The sequence below is a fragment of the uncultured Imperialibacter sp. genome, assembly GCF_963974565.1.
GTDB classification, from domain to species: Bacteria; Bacteroidota; Bacteroidia; order Cytophagales; family Cyclobacteriaceae; genus Imperialibacter; species Imperialibacter roseus.
This window is the reverse complement of the sequence record NZ_CAXBCJ010000016.1, coordinates 30,550-48,240: the sequence shown is the minus strand read 5'-3', so window position 1 is coordinate 48,240 and position 17,691 is coordinate 30,550. Positions and strand designations below refer to the sequence as shown.

Sequence of the window (17,691 nt, the reverse complement as noted above, 5' to 3'; positions counted from 1 at the left end):
CAGGAACAGGTCGATAAAAAATTGAATATATAAAAAAATATGTGCCTGAGCCAAAGTCAGGTATTAACGACTCTTTAACGGGGTTAAAACCTCTCTATTTGTGCGCCAATGGCATTTAAACGTTTTTCTATGTATTGATAGCCACGGTCGATTTGCTCCACATTGTGGATGGTGCTGGTGCCCTCGGCAGACAGCGCAGCAATTAACAGCGATACGCCTGCACGGATGTCTGGAGATGTCATTTGTATACTGCGCAGTGGAAATGCCCTGTCCAGGCCAATCACTGTTGCCCTGTGCGGATCGCAAAGAATGATTTGAGCACCCATGTCGATAAGCTTATCCACAAAGAACAGCCGTGACTCAAACATTTTTTGATGGACAAGCACTGTTCCTCTGGCTTGAGTGGCGGTCACCAGAATGATACTGATGAGGTCGGGCGTGAAGCCAGGCCAAATAGCATCCGCAATGGTGAGGATGGAGCCATCGATAAAAGAATCTATTACGTAGTGCTCCTGAGCGGGTATAAAGATATCGTCGCCTCTGAATTCCAGGTTGATGCCCAGTCTTCTAAAGGTGTCAGGGATGATGCCCAGCTGATCGATACGGGCATCTTTGATGGTAATTTCGCTTTGGGTCATGGCAGCGAGCCCAATAAAGCTGCCGATTTCAATCATGTCGGGCAGCATGGTGTGCTCGGTGCCTCCCAGGCTCTCCACACCCTCAATCACAAGCAGGTTGGAGCCAACGCCTGATATTTTGCCGCCCATCCGGTTGATCATTTTGCACAACTGCTGGATGTAGGGCTCACAGGCTGCATTGTAAACGGTAGTTGTGCCTTTGGCCATTGAGGCCGCCATAATGATATTGGCAGTACCCGTAACGGAAGCCTCATCCAGGTGAAGATAAGTGCCAGTAAGCTCTTTGGCGGAAACATTGTAGAAGCCGGTACCGATATGGTAGTCAAATTTAGCTCCCAGTTTTTGAAAACCAATGAAGTGCGTGTCGAGCCTTCTGCGGCCTATTTTGTCTCCTCCGGGCTTCGGTATTTTTCCTTTCCCAAACCGGGCTAGAAGCGGGCCGAGGATCATGATAGATCCACGAAGCGAAGCCGCCTTTTCCTTGAACTGATCGGACTCAAGGAAGTCCAGGTTGACGTCCTTAGCAGTAAAAATGTAGGATTCAGGGCCCGTTTTCTCAATTTGCACACCAAAGTCAGCCAACAACTCTATGAGTTTGTTCACATCCCTGATATCAGGAATTTTCTTGATGTGTACTGGTTCTGCTGTAAGTAAAACTGCCGAAATTATCTGAAGAGCTTCGTTTTTAGCGCCCTGAGGTTGTATTTCCCCCTTAAGGCGCTGCCCTCCCTTTACCCTGAAAGAGGCCATCTAGTTTCTCCTGCGCTTTTGGAAATTACGTTTGTTTCTGTTGTTGTTGCCGCCTCTGTTGTTATTGTCCCTCTGCTGGCGGGGTTGGTTGGTGGCAAACTCTCTTTCTTTCACCAATGGGTCGAAAAGGTTTTGCTCCTTTACTTTCTCAATACCAATGGTGAGGTCTCCTTTAGAGAGCTGTTCAATGTTTTGAAGAATCACTTCATCGTCAACATTATCACGGTTCCAGGCCAGCTGGAAAGTTTTCATCAGCTTGCCGATGGAAATGACAGCAGCCTCACGCTCTTCAGCATCTTCCAAAGCCAGCGCCTTCTGGATCATCAACTCCACGTTTTTTCCGTAGTGCTTGAACCGCACATTGTGAGTGTTGTAATCCATTTTTCTTGGCTTGCGACCAAGTATGCTCTTTTCAGGCATAGGAAAAGGTCCGTCCACTTCAAGCTCGAAACCCGCCATGATGTAGAGGTCGTCCCAAACTTTCTGTGTGTACTCCGGATAATCTTTGGTGTTAGGATTGATCATCTTCATCAAATCCACAAGGGTCTCCGCAAAGCGGGTCCTTTTTTCTTTGTCCTCAATGGTCTTCACATAGTTGACCAGCTTTTGGACATTTCTTCCGTATTCTCTCAAAACTAAAGGGCTTTTATCTTCATTGAAGTCATTCATAGGAACGCCGTTTTGGTGCTACTCTAACCGGGTTCCTAGCAATTTACAAAAATCGCAATGAAAAGTTTCATCTAAAGGTAGAGTCTTCTTACTCCGAAATGAAACTTTTGGCGAAACTATTCTACTATTCTCAATTTGGCAAAGCTTAAAAGCAAAGTTTTTTCACCAAACTGCTCAAAATCAATGATGGCCTTCCTGTTGGCACCATCCACGTCCATCCTTATTACCTTTCCAAAGCCGAATTTGGGGTGTTCCACTCTGTTGCCGACTATTAAATTGCTGGTGTCGCTTGGTTTGAAATCGGATGAGGGTTGGTGTGCGGTTTGCTTTACAAAATGTCTTGGTGCTTGTGGTTTTTGCTCCGGGAAGCCGGCAATGAGCGAGCGCTTTCCGAAGTGTTGTGCCTGCACGCCAGGCAGCGGTTCGTGGCTGCCAATAGATTTGCTCACTTGCAGATAGGTCGTGTCGATGTCTGACAAAAAGCGGCTCGGTTCGCAGGTTTTCAGTCTGCCGTAGCGATAGCGGTTGAGCGCATAGCTGAGGAAAAGATGCTGTTCTGCCCGGGTAATAGCCACATAAAACAACCTGCGCTCTTCTTCCAGGTCGGCCCGGCTGCTGAGCATCATTTGGGAGGGGAAAAGATCTTCCTCCATGCCCACCACAAACACATTTTTGAACTCCAACCCCTTCGCCATGTGGATGGTCATCAGCGTCACGGCGTCGTCCAACTCTTTGTTTTTGTCGTCGGCATCCGTCAGCAGTGATACTTCCTGCAAAAAGGCCCCAAGGGTTTTGTCGTTGGTTTCCGGGTTGTCGACAAACTCTTTGATGGCATTGAGCAATTCCTGCACGTTTTCGTACCGGTTCAGTCCCTCCACTGTTTTATCTTCGTAAAGCTCCTTGAGCAAGCCTGAGTTTTTCGCAACCATTTGAGCTGTATCGTACGCATCACTTTTTTCCATGGTAATGCGGAAGCTCTTGATCATGGTGACAAAGTTTTTGATCGCTTCACCTGCACGCCCACCCACAAAATGGTGGATATTCTCAAGAATCTCCCAAAGGGAAACGCCCTGCTCATCGGCGGCAACGATAATTTTATCAACACTGGAGTCGCCAATGCCCCGCTTTGGTAGGTTGATAATGCGGCGAAGCGCCTGTTCGTCGTTCTGATTGACGGCGAAGCGCAGGTACCCAAGCAGGTCTTTGATCTCCTTCCTTTGGTAGAACGACAGGCCTCCAACCACTTTGTACTTGATGTTCATTCTCCTGAGCGCTTCTTCCATTGCCCTCGATTGGCTGTTGGTGCGGTACAGTACAGCAAAATCGCTGTTATGGTACTGGTGATTCATTTTTTGCTCAAAAATGGTCGAGGCCACCAGCTTCCCTTCCTCATTGTCGCTCACGGCCTTGATGAGCTCTATCAACCGACCTTCCTGGTTGGAAGTCCAAACGTTTTTGTGCAGCTGGGCTTTGTTCTTCACTATCACAGAGTTGGCAGCATTGACAATGTTTTGCGTCGACCGGTAATTCTGCTCCAGCTTGATGATTCTCAGGTCGGGGTAGTCTTTTTCGAAATTTAGGATGTTCTGAATATTGGCTCCCCGGAAAGCGTAAATACTTTGTGCATCATCGCCTACCACAGCTATGTTTTGGCGGACGGATGCGAGCCTTTTTGTGATCAGGTACTGCGAAATATTGGTATCCTGAAACTCGTCCACCAGCACATATTGAAAGCGTTGCTGGTATTTGTTGAGCACGTCTGGGTGTTCTTTGAAAAGCAGATTGGTATTAAAGAGCAGGTCGTCGAAATCCATAGCGTCGGCCTTGAAACAGCGCTGCACATAAAGCTGGTAGAGCTTGCCAATATGCGGCCGCATCTGGCTTTCGTCGTCGGCCTGATACAGGGGATTATTGATGTAGTCTTTCCACGATACCAGATTGTTTTTGGCACCAGAAATGCGGCTAAATACAGCGTTGGCTTTGTAGACTTTGTCATCAAGCCCTTGTTCTTTTACTATAGATTTGATGAGCGACTTGGAGTCGTCGGCATCGTAGATGGTGAAGTTGCTCGGATAGCCAATATGATGCGCTTCCGAACGAAGGAGTCTGGCAAACACGGAGTGAAAAGTGCCCATCCAAATGTTTCGGGCATCATTGTCCACTACTTTTTCTATTCGGTTACGCATTTCCCTGGCCGCCTTATTGGTAAAGGTTAGTGCCATTATCGAGAAAGGATCAACATGCTTGTACTTGATCAGGTAGGCGATTCTGTAGGTGAGTACCCTGGTTTTTCCCGATCCTGCGCCCGCAATGATCATGGTCGGCCCTTCCGTATTGATTACCCCTTCTCGCTGAGGTTCGTTTAGTTCTTTTAGAAATTCCTCTTCCGCATCTAGACTCATGACCGCAAGTTAACAAATGACGGGCTTCACATGCGAGTAAACTTTTGGAGGAATTTCGATATCAGGAAAATTAAGGCGACGAACGCTGTGGAATCTGCGTCTGGCAGGAAGGCTAATGTTGGAATGTTTTGATAATGCGTTAAATACTGTCCGATTATTCTACTCGTTTATTAATTTGCCAGCCTTTTATTAAAGAACAGTGTATGAATTTGACTATCCGTGAGGCATCATTGGGAGATGCCAAGATTATTATCGACTTCCAGATAAAAATGGCCTGGGAAACAGAGAAATTGAACCTGGACAGGGCTGTGGTTGAAAAAGGCGTTATTTCTGTTTTCAACGATCCAAATAAGGGCACGTATTTTGTAGCTGAAGGGGAAGGTAAGATTGTTGCCTCATTGCTGATCACCTTTGAGTGGTCCGACTGGAGAAACAGCACGGTGTGGTGGATTCAGTCGGTGTTTGTGATAGAAGAGTCCCGGGGAAAAGGTGTTTTTAAAAAAATGTATCAGTTTCTCTCCGATAAAGTTAAAAGGATTCCTTCTTTGGCAGGCCTGAGATTGTATGTGGACAAAACAAACACATCAGCTCAGGGAGTGTACAGCAAACTTGGCATGAATGGCGACCATTACCAGTTGTACGAATGGTTAAAGTAGAAGGAAATGAAAAAGGTATTATTTGTACTGGGTTTGGCACTGCTGGTCTACGGTGGCTATACAGCTTATGAATTCTATAATTCTCTGGGGCTAAGCCCAAGGGGGCAGGCGACTTACCAAACACAGGACATTACCATTGATCTTGACTATGGCAGGCCTTACAAGCGAGGCAGGAAGGTCTTTGGTGGGCTGGTGCCTTACGGTGAATATTGGAGAACAGGAGCCAACGAAGCCACTGAGATTGAGTTTAGCAGAGATGTGGTTTTTGGGGGTAAACCGATCAAAAAAGGAAGATACAGACTCTATACTATTCCGGAATCTGCCCGCTGGACAATAGTACTCAACAGCGAATTAGCTCAGTGGGGCAAGTTCGAACCCAACTACGACCTGGATGTGCTGAGAGTGGAGGTGCCGGTGCTTAACCCAAAAGAAGAAGTAGAGCAGTTGACGATGGAGTTTCAACCTGATGAAAACGGAACCCAACTTCTTTTCAAATGGAACAGGACGCTGACCAGGGTGCCTATCAAATGGGAGAATCCGCCAGTCAGTTCGCTCAAATGAACAACCTGTTCAATCCCTCAATTATTCATTTCAATACAATAGATCTACCGGCACGGTAACGGAGAGCGTAAAGCAATAGTCTAAAGCTCATAACTTAAAAAGGACTATTATGCTTAAGAATTACTTCAAGATTGCTTTAAGGAGCATGACTCGTCAAAAGCTGTTCAGCTTTGTTAATATCGCCGGATTGTCATTGGCGATGTCGGTTTCGTTGCTGCTTATCACCATCATTTACAATCAGTACAACTACGACAGGTTTCATGCCGGCGCTGATCGTATTTACAGGATAGAGAGCTTTAACCCCAATGCGCCCCGTATTTTCGCAGGAACTGCCAGCAGTCCGTTGCCGTTCAAAAAAGCGATGGTTGATCAGTATGCCTATTTTGAGGCATACACAAATATGCGATTTGATCTCGGCCGGGAGGTGCAAACGGACGAAAAGATACTGGATTTAAAGAGTCTTCTTGTTGATGACGAGTTTTTTGATGTCTTCTCTTTCCCTATGATCGAAGGCAACAAGGAAACGGCACTCAATGAGCCTTTTTCTGTGGTGTTGACGACTGAGACTGCCGAGAAATTTTTTGGTGAAAAAGATACCTATCTCGGACTGATACTTGACTACACGGGCGTTGGTCCCTTCAAAATCACCGGAGTTGTTGATATGGAGGGAATAAAAACGCACATGAAATTTGATGCGCTTGCTTCAATGAGCACACTCAACTCGATGTCTGAGGGTGGCCCATTTGAAGATAAAAAGAATGATAACTGGCAGAACTTGTGGGTAGGCTACAATTATTTTAAGCTAAACCCTGGTGTAGACCCCAACCAGGTAGCGACAACCGTGGCCAGCCTCGCTGAAGAAAACATTGAATGGGCTGAAGACAGACAACCCTACACATTTGGCGTGGCTCCGGTAACAAAAATTGCCATGGGGAATTTGTACGGCAATGAGCTCGGGTTTTACATACCCAGCATTGTGCTGGCGTTCTTTGGGTTTCTTGCTCTTGTGGTAATGGTAACTGCCCTGTTCAACTACACAAATTTATCGCTGGCAAAATCACTGACCCGGGCACGGGAGATTGGTATTCGCAAAGTGTCGGGCGCCACCCGGCGTCAGGTGATTCATCAGTTTGTCATCGAATCCGTCATCATGGCCATGCTGTCACTCATTCTTTCAGTGGGTATTCTTAAAGTGATGATCCCCGCCTTCAATGGACTGGAGATATTTACTCTGGCAGAACTGAGTGTTGATTTCTCTTACGGCGCTTTTCCTTACTTCGTTGGCTTTAGTGTATTTGTTGGACTTATAGCGGGTGTTTTTCCTGCTCTTTTCCTTTCAAAGTTTAGCCCCATTCAGGCATTGAAAGGCTACCATGGGGTTTCGGGAGGTGCAGGTAAGAGGGGATTCATGTCGAACTTCTCTTTCAAAAAAGTGCTGATGATTGTTCAGTTTGGCCTATCCATCTTTATGATCATCTCCATCCTTGTGATGAGGGAGCAAACCAGCCTGATGGTAAACTCTGAGTACGGATTCAATGAGGAGAACCTGCTGGTGGTGGAGCTGCAGGGCAGCAAACCGGAGATAGTAGCAGCTGAGCTTAGTAAGAATCCGGCTGTTACTGCCTACACTTTTTCGTCCCACAACCCTGCCGTTGGCCGTTCGCATGGTGCCGATTTTCAAAGAGATATGGAGGATGAGCGATTCGGGCTCAATCACTTCTCTGTCGACGAGAATTATATTTCCACTTTCGGGATTACGCTTTTGGCAGGACGAGACTATGCGCCTGGGGACGGCGAAGGCACAGAGAAATTCATCATCCTTAATGAAACCGCTGTAAAAACGGTCGGCTTTGAAACACCCCATGAAGCCATCGGACAGGAGATTATTTTGGATAAAGAAAATCGGTTGCAGATAATTGGCGTGGTGAAAGACTACCATTTTGAGCCGTTGATGAAATCCATAGAGCCGATGGCTCTGCGGTTCATGCCGGATAATTATGAGAACATTAACCTTAAAATTACTTCTGCCAATGTGCCATCGGTGATAAGTGACCTGCAGGAAGCGTGGAAGTCGATAGACAGCAAAAGAGATTTGAAGTATAGTTTTTTGGATCAGGAAATGGATCATTTTTACTTCTTTCTCGGTGATATCACGTCAATCGTAACTGCTGTCTCACTCTTCGCCATCTTTATTTCCTGCCTTGGGTTGTTGGGCATGGTGAGCTTCCATCTTCAAACAAAAGTGAAGGAGATTGGCATCAAAAAAGTGCTTGGTGCCACCACTCAATACCTCATCATATCACTCACCCGCCAGTTTTCCATGGTAATTATCATTTCGGTGGTGGTGTTTGTGCCCATTGCAGTGCTGGTCAGCGATTTATGGCTGAACCTGATGGCTACCAGAGTATCGATTGGGTTTGGCGTCATAGCGATGGCTTTGCTCATTGTTGGTTGTCTTGGCCTGGTTACTATTGTTTCGCAGGTGATCAAAGCAGCCACGGCCAATCCGGTGAATGCGCTTCGAAATGAATAAATTTTCTTAAGCATAGCGATAAAGCTCTGACCATTGGTCAGGGCTTTTTTTGGCTCCAACCCATAGCCAGTACTTTCAATCAATAGTTTCATTAAATTGTGCTACTTACTCAGTGGACTAACCAGGCATTTATATGAAACTTTTGAAATTCATCTTTCTATTCTTGTTCGTTTTTTTCATTTTCAGTTGCGGCACCGATCCCCACGTTGGTGAGGGCTATGACTATGCTATCACCAATGTTAACCTGATCACCATGACCTCCGATAAGGTGGTAACCGGCCAGGTTGTTTACGTGAAAGGTGGTGTGATTCAAAAAATAGTGAATGAAAAGCATTTCATGCCTAGCCAGGCGGCCACTATTATAGATGCGAAAGAAGCCTATCTGGTGCCGGGCCTTACCGAGATGCATGCGCACATACCCCAGCCGGGCCCGGGCCCCGATAAAACGCTTGAAACGCTCTTCCTTTATCTTTCTCAGGGCGTCACCACCATTAGGGGCATGCTTGGCCATCCTGAACATTTGAAGCTCAGGGAGCAGGTGATGGCGGGGGAAATACTCGGGCCCAGGATTTTCACTTCAGGCCCCTCTTTCAATGGGAATAGTGTGCCCACCGGAGCGTCGGCAGTGAAACTGGTGAAAGAGCAAAAGGAGATGGGCTATGATTTCATGAAGCTGCACCCTGGCATTAAGCTGTCGGTTTTTGATTCCATGGTGACGGCAGCCAAAGAGGTTGGGCAGACTTACAGCGGACATGTATCGGTGTTTGTTGGCATACGCCATGCGCTGGAGGCAGGGTATGGCACAGTAGATCATGTCGACGGCTATGTGGAAGGCTTGGTGCCCGACACGCTGGGATTGGATCCGGAAAGCAATGGGTTCTTTGGTGTCGACTGGGTGCCTTATGCTGACATGAACCTTTTGGATGACCTTATTCAAAAGACGCTGGCCAACAAGGTGGCAATAGTGCCTACTCAGTCATTGTTTGACCGCTGGATATCAACCAAATCGGCTGATGTGTTGCTGGCGGAACCGGAAATGATTTACATGTCGAAGCAGACCAGGGCCAACTGGAAAAGGTCAAAAGAGAGCTTTTTGAGCGGCCCAACTTTTAGCGAAGCCAATGCCAACAGACTTAATGAGATCAGGAAAGTAATGATCAAAAAGATGCACGAGGCTGGTGTGCCCATTATTCTGGGGTCTGATGCGCCGCAGGTATTTAACGTGCCCGGGTTCTCGGCTCACCACGAGCTCAAGTCGATGATCGACTGTGGGTTGACTCCTTACGAAGCTTTGAAAGCAGGAACGGTTAATAGTGCGGTATTTTTTAATCAAAAAGGAAAGTTTGGGGAGGTGAGTGAAGGTGCTTCGGCCGACCTGGTGCTGGTGAAGGCGAACCCGTTGGATGACATTGCCAATATGAGCAAGATTCAGTGGGTGATGGTGAGGGGCAAACTGCTGGACAGGCAGTTTATCGACGGCGAGTTGGCGAAGATTGCTGCTTTGTATGAGGAATAGACTTTCTGGAACCAGAACGAATACCAGGGAGAATTTAGAGAGTAAGTATTTGGCTACTACTTTCGGCTACTTTTAACTATTCTTTCCAACTCGTTATAATCGACAATTCTCGTGTTCTCAAATGCGCCCATCGTCAGTAAGTCTTTGTCTCCTGTGACCAGAAAGTCTGCGTCTCCGTCAATAGCTAAAGCAAGAAGATAGTTGTCCTTGGCGTCCCTGCAGACGTTAATTTGTGATTGTGGTTGGACTGTTGTTGATCGTTCTTCTACCAGGATAAGGAGTTCCCGAACAAGTTCCTCAGAAAAGTACTTATTAAATTTTGGCCTTGATGTAACTTCGATAAGTTCGCTGATCAATTCATCCGACATAACTAGCTCAACAGCACTTGAGTGAAGGTATTTTGGCAGATCCTTCAAAACTTTGCCAATCAGGAGGGAAATAAAGATGTTAGTATCGACTACTACTTTGTACTTGATGCTTCCCTTCATCGTACCTTTTTTGTCTTACCAATTCAACCTCTTGGGAGATTTCTTCCATAGTTAAATCGTCTGTGTGGAATTTCTGAAGTAAATCTTCGAAGCGCTGCAAATAGGTTCTGTCTTGAAGGGCTTTTAGAAGATCTCTCTGATCCTTCTTGCTCATTTTACTCACTAAATTGAAAAGCTGAGCTCGGCTTATTTTGAGGTTGAATGTTTCGTTGGAAGCCATACTTTCGGTAAACAGTTAATTTATAAGAAGCGTTTCTACACTCTGCCCTTTCTTTCTTGTTATTTACAAATAACGATATTTTCTGAATTTGATCGGCATATCTCGTTTTAAACTATTCCCTTAGAGCTCTGACAGGTTGAAGATAATATGGAAATGGCAAGCGTCTTAGGGTGAATCATTGTTTTACTCCGTAAATAGCGAGAACTTTGCACCATGATATTGGTAGAAAACGCCGTCATCTCTGACGACATCAAAGAGCAGTTGTTTGTATGTGACCTTACCAAGTGCAAAGGCGCTTGCTGCGTAGAAGGCGACCTGGGGGCTCCTTTAGAGGAAGACGAACTTCAGCAAATTGATAGCATTTTGGATGAAGTGAAGCCTTTTATGTCCGATGCTGGGGTGAAGGCCATTGAGAAAAGTGGGGCTTACCTGCTCGACGAGGAGGGTGACTTTTCCACCACTACTATCAATAATAAGGAATGCGCCTTTGCTATCTATGACGAAAGAGGCATTTTAAAATGCGCCACTGAGCAAGCCTGGCTGGCAGGAAAAACAAAGTGGAGAAAACCTATTTCTTGCCATTTGTACCCAATAAGGATATCGAAATACGATAACTACGACGCCCTCAACTACCACCGCTGGCAAATATGTGCGCCTGCCTGTGACCATGGCAAGGAGCTGGGTGTGCCTGTCTACAAGTTCTTGAAAGAGGCGCTGATCCGCAAATACGGAGAGGCCTGGTATCAGCAGCTGGTGGAAGAAATCGAAGGCTGAGGGCTTCAGTTAGAAATAAATGGGCACCAGTAAGGAAACCTGATGTGCCAGCACATTGTCGCCACCCGTGACACCTCCCAATTGTGAAATGTTATCCAGGTAGTCAGTGGCTGTGTTCAGCAGGGTGAATTTGTAGCTTACGCCGAAGTTGTTTTTGAACCGATAGGCTGTTCCGATGCTGGTAGGCAGAAGCAAAGCAATATTGCCTGCCGACTCATTAGCGGCCCGGGTGTTCGTTTGGTTGGCCAGGCTAACCCCCTGCTCGTCTTTGGCATTGTATCTCATCAAGCCGATTCCCTGGCCCAGGAATACCCTGAGGCGGCTCCTCAGATAAACGTTCCAGTGAACCTGGTAGTAAGCTGCTACAAAGGAATTGCTGAAATAGGTATTGGGCTGTCTGCCACTTTCAGGGCTGACGTTGAAAACCGGATTGAGGTCTTGTCCGGTAACATTACCTATGATAAGATTCACGCTGCCATTCCATTTCTTCTGAGTCTTAAATTGCAAGCTCGTGTACAGCCCACCTGTCCATTTGCTGTATTTGTCCCCAAGGTCTCCTTTGTATGCTTGGGTATTGAACCCAGCCGACAGCCACTTTAGCGTGTCCTGAGCGACCGCACTGTTGAAAGACATCAGAAGAAAAAGGAGGAAAATGATGCGCATACAACGAAGATAATAGTTTAAAGCGACTTAGAGGCATCAGTTATCCATGCCCACACTTCGTCAACATGCCTTTGCTCCAGGCTGGTGTTGCCGAGCACCATTCTGATGCAGTAAATGCCCTTTACTTTGGTGTGGGAGAGGAAGACTTTCCCCGAGGTGTTCAGGGTTTTTATCAGCAGCTCATTTAGCTGATTGAGCTTTTCTAAATTGTTTTCATTTACTGGCTTAAAACGGAAGACCACTACATTCAATGATCGAGGCAGGATGAGCTCAAAATCGGGGTGGTTCACCACTTTGGACTCAAAGTCTTCAGCGCAGGACATGTGTCCTCTTAAGGTCTTTTGCAGTCCATCGATGCCAAAGGAGCGGATGACAAACCACAGTTTCAAAGCCCTGAACCGACGACCCAGTTGCACGCCCCAATCCCTGTAGTCGTTCACCTGTCCACGGGTGGCAGTTTTCAGGTATTCGGGCAGGATCTCAAAAGTGCGAATAAGCGCTTCCTTGTCCTTCACAAAGTAAGCCGTGCAGTCGAAGTGCGTAAACATCCATTTGTGCGGATTGAACACAAAGCTGTCGGCCAACTCCTGACCTTCCATCATCCAGCGGCACTCTGGCAGCAGCAGGGCTGTGCCTGCATAAGCAGCATCGACGTGCAGCCAAACATTGTATTTACTGCAAACAGCGCCAATCGCCTTCAAGGGGTCGACGGCGACAGTACTGGTGGTGCCGATAGCGGCCACCACTGCCAACGGCGTATACCCGGCCTGAATATCCTTTTTTATAGCCGCTTCCAGTTCGTCGGGCTTCATCGCCTGCAGGTCATCTACAGGCACTTTTACCACATTTTTCTTTCCTATCCCAGCGACTTTGGCACCCTTCTCTATAGAGGAGTGGGTTTCGCTGGAACAGTATACCCGGTACTTTTCTGTCCCGCTGAAGCCTTCGTCGTTCACCCGGAAGCCGCTCTGTTTTTCCCTGGCTGTTAGGAGTGCCACAAGGGTTGCCATGGAGGCGGTATCTTGAATGACCCCGTGCCATGCTGCGGGCAATGCCATCATTTCCTTGAGCCAGTTCATCACCATCTCCTCCAACTCTGCGGCTGCTGGTGAGGTCTCCCAAATCATGCATTGTGCGCCCAGTGTGGTGGTAAGCATCTCTGCTAAAATCGAAGGGTAGCTTCCGTTGGCCGGGAAATAGGCATGAAAATGGGGGTGCTGCCAATGCGTAATCCCCGGCATGATGATGCTTTGAAAATCTTTAAAAAGCCTGTCAAAGCTTTCGCCTTGAAGAGGAGGGGAAGCCGGTAGCTGCTTGATAATGTCGCCAGGCTTTGTGGCGGGTTTTACCGGATATTCCTCAATGTTTTCGAGAAAATCTGCCATCCAGTCGACGAGGCGGTGGGCTTCCACTCTAAAAGTTTCTGGTGTCATCATACACAACACTAATCGGGTCTTTTCAATATAATTTCAAGGAGGCGTAGAATTCCATCAATTTTATGAAGTCAGCTGAGTCATTTAGTTGAACATGTTCTTCTTTCATAAAGGACTTTATTTCAGGTTTTTTATCTGAAGTAAGTTTGAAAAACTCTTTTTTGGTCATTTCGTGTAACCTGGCGGTGGTCATATCAATGAAGTATCTTTCATAACCCTTGATAACGTTTTTCTGAGTTATCACAGCATTGGCATTGAAGCCGTAGCCTGGCTTCAGTCCAGTTGTTTTCCTCCCAACCAATGAAATGAATTGCGTTTCGTGAAGTATCTCCATGAAAATTTCATTTGTCATCTCTGTCATCTCGCTGTAAACGGGGAAGGATTGAAACTTGCGATAGACTTTACGCTCTTCATCATAAAAGCTAAAGGATGAGACTTTGCTTGGGCCAGCTGTGTAGTTGACTCCTTCGTAGCTGAATTGCAGCAGGCCTTCTATCGTAAGCGGGTTATATGCAAAGTCGCATTCGATCACGTCTCCGGAGGCCATTACGATAGTTCCAAAGTACCAATCCTCTAGTTTTTCATTGAGCCTTTCAGCATTTTGAGACCAGGCTTCGTAGGAGCTAGCTAAAAGGACGATACACAAAAGCAGGCTATTTTTCATTTCATCTGAACTTCGCAATTAGAATTCAAAGTAATAGAATTCGGTGGTAAGCATTGTTACTTTTATTGATTGATTTCAAATTTGGAGGCGCACCGGTTTTCTTCAGGCGAATTTGATAATGTCAGCCAAGATAAAACAACACCCAGCAGTAAAGATATATGCCTTTTTGATGACCTTTTTTTCAGTCGGAGGGCTTGTTACGTTAATTTTAATTCCGAAGGGCGGCATTGTTCTTCTGCTTAATCAAAGCCACAACACGCTGGGAGACTACTTTTTCAAGTACTTTACTCACCTGGGCGATGGTCTTGTTAATTTGATGGTGCTCATTGCCTTTCTTCTTTTTAGCTACCGGCTCAGCATTGTTTTGTCGGTTGTTTCCATCATGCAGCTAGTTGTATCGCAGTTGAGCAAAAGAGTACTTTTTCCAGAGATGATGCGGCCCAAAGTCTTTTTCAAGTCAGGTGAGTTGCAATTTATAGAAGGAGTGGATATTCACAGTAAATTTTCGTTTCCCTCCGGTCATACCGTCACTGCTTTTTCGATTGCTACGTTTCTTGTCCTGGCCTTTCCCAAGAGCCGATGGATGGCTTGGGCGGCATTTGGCTATGCCTTTTTGGTGGGCACTTCCCGTGTATACCTCTCCCAGCATTTCTTTATGGACGTGTATGCTGGCGCTTTGCTGGGGACTTTTTTCACGGCCTTGATTTTTTTATTGATCAGTGGGAATGATTGGTTCCAAAAACCCGGTCTGAAGGCAGGGCTGCTTAGCAGTACTTAGCCAAAATCACGTTGACGAAGCGCTTCGTAGATGAGAATGGCGGCCGCATTCGAAACGTTCATAGAGTCGATTTTACCCTTCATGGGGATGATCACCTGCTGATTAGCTTTCCTTAGCCAAAAATCGGAGAGGCCGGTAGCTTCCGTCCCCAGCAGCAAGGCCGAAGGCGTCTTGTAGTCAAAGGTGTGATAGGGCATGGCTTTGTCGGTCAAAGCTGCCGCATAGGTGGTGATGCCGTGGCTTGCAAACCAATCTTTTGCATCCTGATTGCTTGCCGATGCAACCGGCACGGTGAAAAGACAACCTACGCTTGACCTGACCACATTGGGGTTGAAAAAATCGGTGTTGGGGTCGCACACGATTACTCCGCTAAGCCCGGCGGCATCCGCCGTCCGAAGCATCGCTCCAATGTTGCCAGGCTTTTCCACATTTTCGAGTACCAGATAAAGTGGGTTGGTGCCGGCAGGCAATTCTGCCAGGCTAAGCGACCTGGTGGCAGCGACGGCGATTACTCCACCCGTACTTTCTCTGTAGGCAACTTTTGAGAAAACAGCGTTGCTCAGGTGGTAGGTAGTAGAATGCTCGAAGGAGATAGGGTAGTGGGGGTCTGCCTGGTACAGGTTCGGGTTGAGGTAGATCTCCTGAAGTTCGTAGCCACTTTGCTGAGCGAGCGAGATCTCACGGACTCCTTCAATAACAAACGCCTGCTGCTCTTTGCGCTCCCTGGGCTTCTGAAGGGCGATCAGGTTTTTAATGCGTTGGTTCTGTGGACTTGATATTTCAAGAATCATGGAAAGCAAAAGTACAGGGTATTGTGCAAAGATCATCTCATGGCCACAACTAAATCGCCAGGTGGGCTGCATTGCGTAATGTGAAACGAGAAGGCGTCCAATTCCAACAATTCCGTTACTTTTGCACCTTACTTCCCGATGCTACATATGCAGCTTCTTTTTCCCCGACATTGGCAAGACTATGAACTGATCGATTCTGGCGACTTTCAGAAGCTGGAACGGTTTGGAAAGTATACGCTCATCCGGCCCGAGCCTCAGGCTATTTGGAAAAAGAAACTGTCGGACGACGAATGGAAAAAGCAGGCATCTGCGGTATTTGTGCGTGACTCAGCGAAGGCGAGGAAGAGCAGCAGAGAAGATGAAGGCTGGACTTATTCACAGAAACTCAATCATCGTTGGCCTTTAAAGTACCGGTACAAAGACATGCAGCTCACCATGTCGCTGCAATTCACGTCTTTCGGGCATGTGGGCGTTTTTCCCGAGCAGGCCGAGAACTGGGACTTTATTTATGACACGGTGAAGGCCTGGCCTGAGCCGGGAAAAGTACTGAACCTGTTTGCCTACACCGGCGGCTCCTCTTTGGCGGCCAGGGCTGCTGGCAGCGAAGTAACACACGTGGATGCTGTAAAGAACATGATCACATGGTCCAATGATAACCAGCAAGCCAGTGGTTTGAAGGATATCAGGTGGGTAGTAGAAGACGCCCTGAAGTTTGTGAAAAGGGAAGTGAAGCGGGGCAAGCAATACAATGGCATTATACTCGACCCACCCGCCTATGGCAGGGGCCCCGATGGTGAGAAATGGGTGATTGAAGAGAGTTTGACAGAGCTGATGGAGCTGTGTAGTCAACTGCTGGCACCCCGACAAGCGTTTCTTGTCCTTAATATGTATAGCATGGGGCTTTCGGCATTGGTTTCGGCCAACCTGGTTGAATCATTCTTTCAGCCTGACAATATGCAGTTCGGAGAGTTCTACCTGCCGTCTACGTCAGGGCAAAGGCTGCCTCTGGGAACGTTTTTAAGATTTACACGATAATTATGAAGCATTTAGCGAAAAGAGACGGCACCATCCTGGAGATATTGGGCGACGCCTACGCAGGCACTTCCACAACCAAGCTGCGCAAAATGCTCAAGTTTGCCAATGTGACGCTCGACGGGGAGCAGGTTCGAATGGCTGACACGCCTGTCAAGACCGGCCAGCTCGTTAATATTGAAAAGCAGGAGAAGCCCTCTCTTAATGTGAAGGCACCGTTTCGTGTTATTTGGCAGGATCAGTATATTATTGTTTGCGACAAGCCAGTGGGCCTCATCACAGCTGGCGAAGGCATCACACGGCGGCCTACTATGCACAAGCTGGTAGACGACTATGTAAAGGATGCTACCAAAGGTGCGCAGAGCGCCTTTCCTGTGCACAGGCTCGATAAAGAAGTAAGCGGCCTGGTTGTTTTTGCAAAAAGCGAAGAGATACAGGAAAAATTGAAAGCTAACTGGCATCAGTTTTCTAAAAAGTACATAGCCATTACCGAAAAGGAGCCCAACCCCAAAAAAGGCACCATTAGCACGTTGCTTGAGGAAAGAGGCTTGAAGATGTTTGTGGCCACCACACCCGGACCCAATACCAAGGAAGCGGTTACCTATTATACTTATAAGGAGAGGATAGGCAGATACCACATGGTAGAAGTAGAGTTGGCTACTGGCAAGAAAAACCAAATACGGGTACACCTCGGTCATATTGGCTGCCCTATAGTAGGCGACTACAAATATGGGGCGAGTAATGCTTTCAAAAGGCAGATTCGATTAATGGCCACCCAGCTTTACATAAAACACCCGATAACAGGCAAAGATTTAGCTTTCAAAATTGAGCCATCTACGATTTTTACTCACCCAAAGGAGAAAAGTGAGGACTATAGATAGGTAATCTGTCCTGTCAATTCGTTCCTCCATTTCTTTTGTTCCGATCTTTTGGTTTCGCCTTGTCAGAACGAAATTCCCACCGCAAGCGATTCCGGGATTTATGCAATCAGTTTCGAAGCGTTTAATTCAGAATAATATTCTGTTGTTAGGCTATTATTTGAAATAAATCAGAATAAACAACATGGAGAAAAATATTTTATGTAAAAATTATAAAAATCAGACGTTTGCATTGGTGTAACTGC

The 17,691-nt window shown here is 46.8% G+C and carries 16 protein-coding genes; 8 read left to right on the top strand and 8 right to left on the bottom strand.

Going from position 1 to position 17,691, the window contains the following annotated elements:
* Positions 1-83: 83 nt before the first annotated feature.
* The 3 genes from murA to AAC052_RS19810 all read right to left on the bottom strand — a co-directional run bounded on the left by murA (position 84) and on the right by AAC052_RS19810 (position 4,459).
* The gene (gene murA, locus AAC052_RS19820; protein ID WP_339815180.1) at positions 84-1,388 is read right to left on the bottom strand and encodes a UDP-N-acetylglucosamine 1-carboxyvinyltransferase; all 1,305 of its coding nucleotides are present in this window, start codon (positions 1,386-1,388) and stop codon (positions 84-86) included.
* Complete coding sequence (locus AAC052_RS19815) at positions 1,389-2,057, bottom strand: DUF4290 domain-containing protein (RefSeq protein ID WP_339815179.1); 669 nt, start codon at positions 2,055-2,057, stop codon at positions 1,389-1,391.
* Between the two features lie 116 nt (positions 2,058-2,173).
* Positions 2,174-4,459, bottom strand: a complete 2,286-nt coding sequence (locus AAC052_RS19810; RefSeq protein WP_317487675.1) for a UvrD-helicase domain-containing protein — start codon at positions 4,457-4,459, stop codon at positions 2,174-2,176.
* A gap of 203 nt (positions 4,460-4,662) precedes the next feature.
* Here AAC052_RS19810 and AAC052_RS19805 point away from each other — a divergent pair, with 203 nt between their 5' ends.
* From AAC052_RS19805 to AAC052_RS19790, 4 genes are all read left to right on the top strand, one after another.
* Positions 4,663-5,115 (top strand): GNAT family N-acetyltransferase, encoded by a 453-nt coding sequence (locus AAC052_RS19805; protein WP_317487674.1) that lies wholly within the window; start codon positions 4,663-4,665, stop codon positions 5,113-5,115.
* 6 nt (positions 5,116-5,121) lie between these two features.
* A complete protein-coding gene (locus AAC052_RS19800; RefSeq protein WP_317487673.1) occupies positions 5,122-5,676 on the top strand; it encodes a DUF2911 domain-containing protein in 555 nt (184 codons plus the stop codon).
* Positions 5,677-5,785: 109 nt separating this feature from the next.
* Complete coding sequence (locus tag AAC052_RS19795; protein WP_339815178.1) at positions 5,786-8,209, top strand: ABC transporter permease; 2,424 nt, start codon at positions 5,786-5,788, stop codon at positions 8,207-8,209.
* A 133-nt stretch (positions 8,210-8,342) separates the two neighbouring features.
* Positions 8,343-9,725, top strand: a complete 1,383-nt coding sequence (locus tag AAC052_RS19790; RefSeq protein ID WP_339815177.1) for an amidohydrolase family protein — start codon at positions 8,343-8,345, stop codon at positions 9,723-9,725.
* Positions 9,726-9,781: 56 nt separating this feature from the next.
* On the opposite strand, the gene AAC052_RS19785 is transcribed toward AAC052_RS19790, so the two are convergent.
* Positions 9,782-10,213: a putative toxin-antitoxin system toxin component, PIN family gene (locus AAC052_RS19785; protein WP_339815176.1), complete on the bottom strand. Its 432-nt coding sequence runs from the start codon at positions 10,211-10,213 to the stop codon at positions 9,782-9,784.
* A 433-nt stretch (positions 10,214-10,646) separates the two neighbouring features.
* Here AAC052_RS19785 and AAC052_RS19780 point away from each other — a divergent pair, with 433 nt between their 5' ends.
* Positions 10,647-11,207: a DUF3109 family protein gene (locus AAC052_RS19780; RefSeq protein WP_339815175.1), complete on the top strand. Its 561-nt coding sequence runs from the start codon at positions 10,647-10,649 to the stop codon at positions 11,205-11,207.
* 9 nt (positions 11,208-11,216) lie between these two features.
* Here the strand turns inward: AAC052_RS19780 and AAC052_RS19775 are convergent, their stop codons facing one another.
* The 3 genes from AAC052_RS19775 to AAC052_RS19765 are packed head-to-tail and all read right to left on the bottom strand — an operon-like array spanning position 11,217 to position 13,967.
* The gene (locus AAC052_RS19775) at positions 11,217-11,870 is read right to left on the bottom strand and encodes a hypothetical protein (protein WP_317487670.1); all 654 of its coding nucleotides are present in this window, start codon (positions 11,868-11,870) and stop codon (positions 11,217-11,219) included.
* A 17-nt stretch (positions 11,871-11,887) separates the two neighbouring features.
* On the bottom strand, positions 11,888-13,306 hold the full coding sequence (locus AAC052_RS19770; RefSeq protein WP_339815174.1) for a pyridoxal-dependent decarboxylase: 1,419 nt from the start codon (positions 13,304-13,306) through the stop codon (positions 11,888-11,890).
* A 22-nt stretch (positions 13,307-13,328) separates the two neighbouring features.
* Positions 13,329-13,967, bottom strand: coding sequence for a hypothetical protein (locus AAC052_RS19765; protein WP_317487668.1), 639 nt, complete (start codon positions 13,965-13,967; stop codon positions 13,329-13,331).
* A 169-nt stretch (positions 13,968-14,136) separates the two neighbouring features.
* Here AAC052_RS19765 and AAC052_RS19760 point away from each other — a divergent pair, with 169 nt between their 5' ends.
* Positions 14,137-14,745 carry a phosphatase PAP2 family protein gene (locus AAC052_RS19760; RefSeq protein WP_339815173.1) on the top strand — a complete coding sequence of 203 codons (609 nt, stop codon included), beginning with the start codon at positions 14,137-14,139 and terminating at the stop codon, positions 14,743-14,745.
* Here AAC052_RS19760 and AAC052_RS19755 read toward each other — a convergent pair.
* Positions 14,742-15,536, bottom strand: a complete 795-nt coding sequence (locus AAC052_RS19755; protein WP_339815172.1) for an RNA methyltransferase — start codon at positions 15,534-15,536, stop codon at positions 14,742-14,744. The genes AAC052_RS19760 and AAC052_RS19755 overlap by 4 nt on opposite strands.
* Before the next feature lie 147 nt (positions 15,537-15,683).
* On the opposite strand from AAC052_RS19755, the gene AAC052_RS19750 reads away from it, so the two are divergent.
* Entirely contained in the window at positions 15,684-16,571 is an 888-nt protein-coding gene (locus AAC052_RS19750; protein ID WP_317487665.1) for a class I SAM-dependent methyltransferase, read from the top strand.
* 2 nt (positions 16,572-16,573) lie between these two features.
* The gene (locus tag AAC052_RS19745) at positions 16,574-17,449 is read left to right on the top strand and encodes an RluA family pseudouridine synthase (protein ID WP_317487664.1); all 876 of its coding nucleotides are present in this window, start codon (positions 16,574-16,576) and stop codon (positions 17,447-17,449) included.
* Positions 17,450-17,691 lie beyond the last annotated feature (242 nt).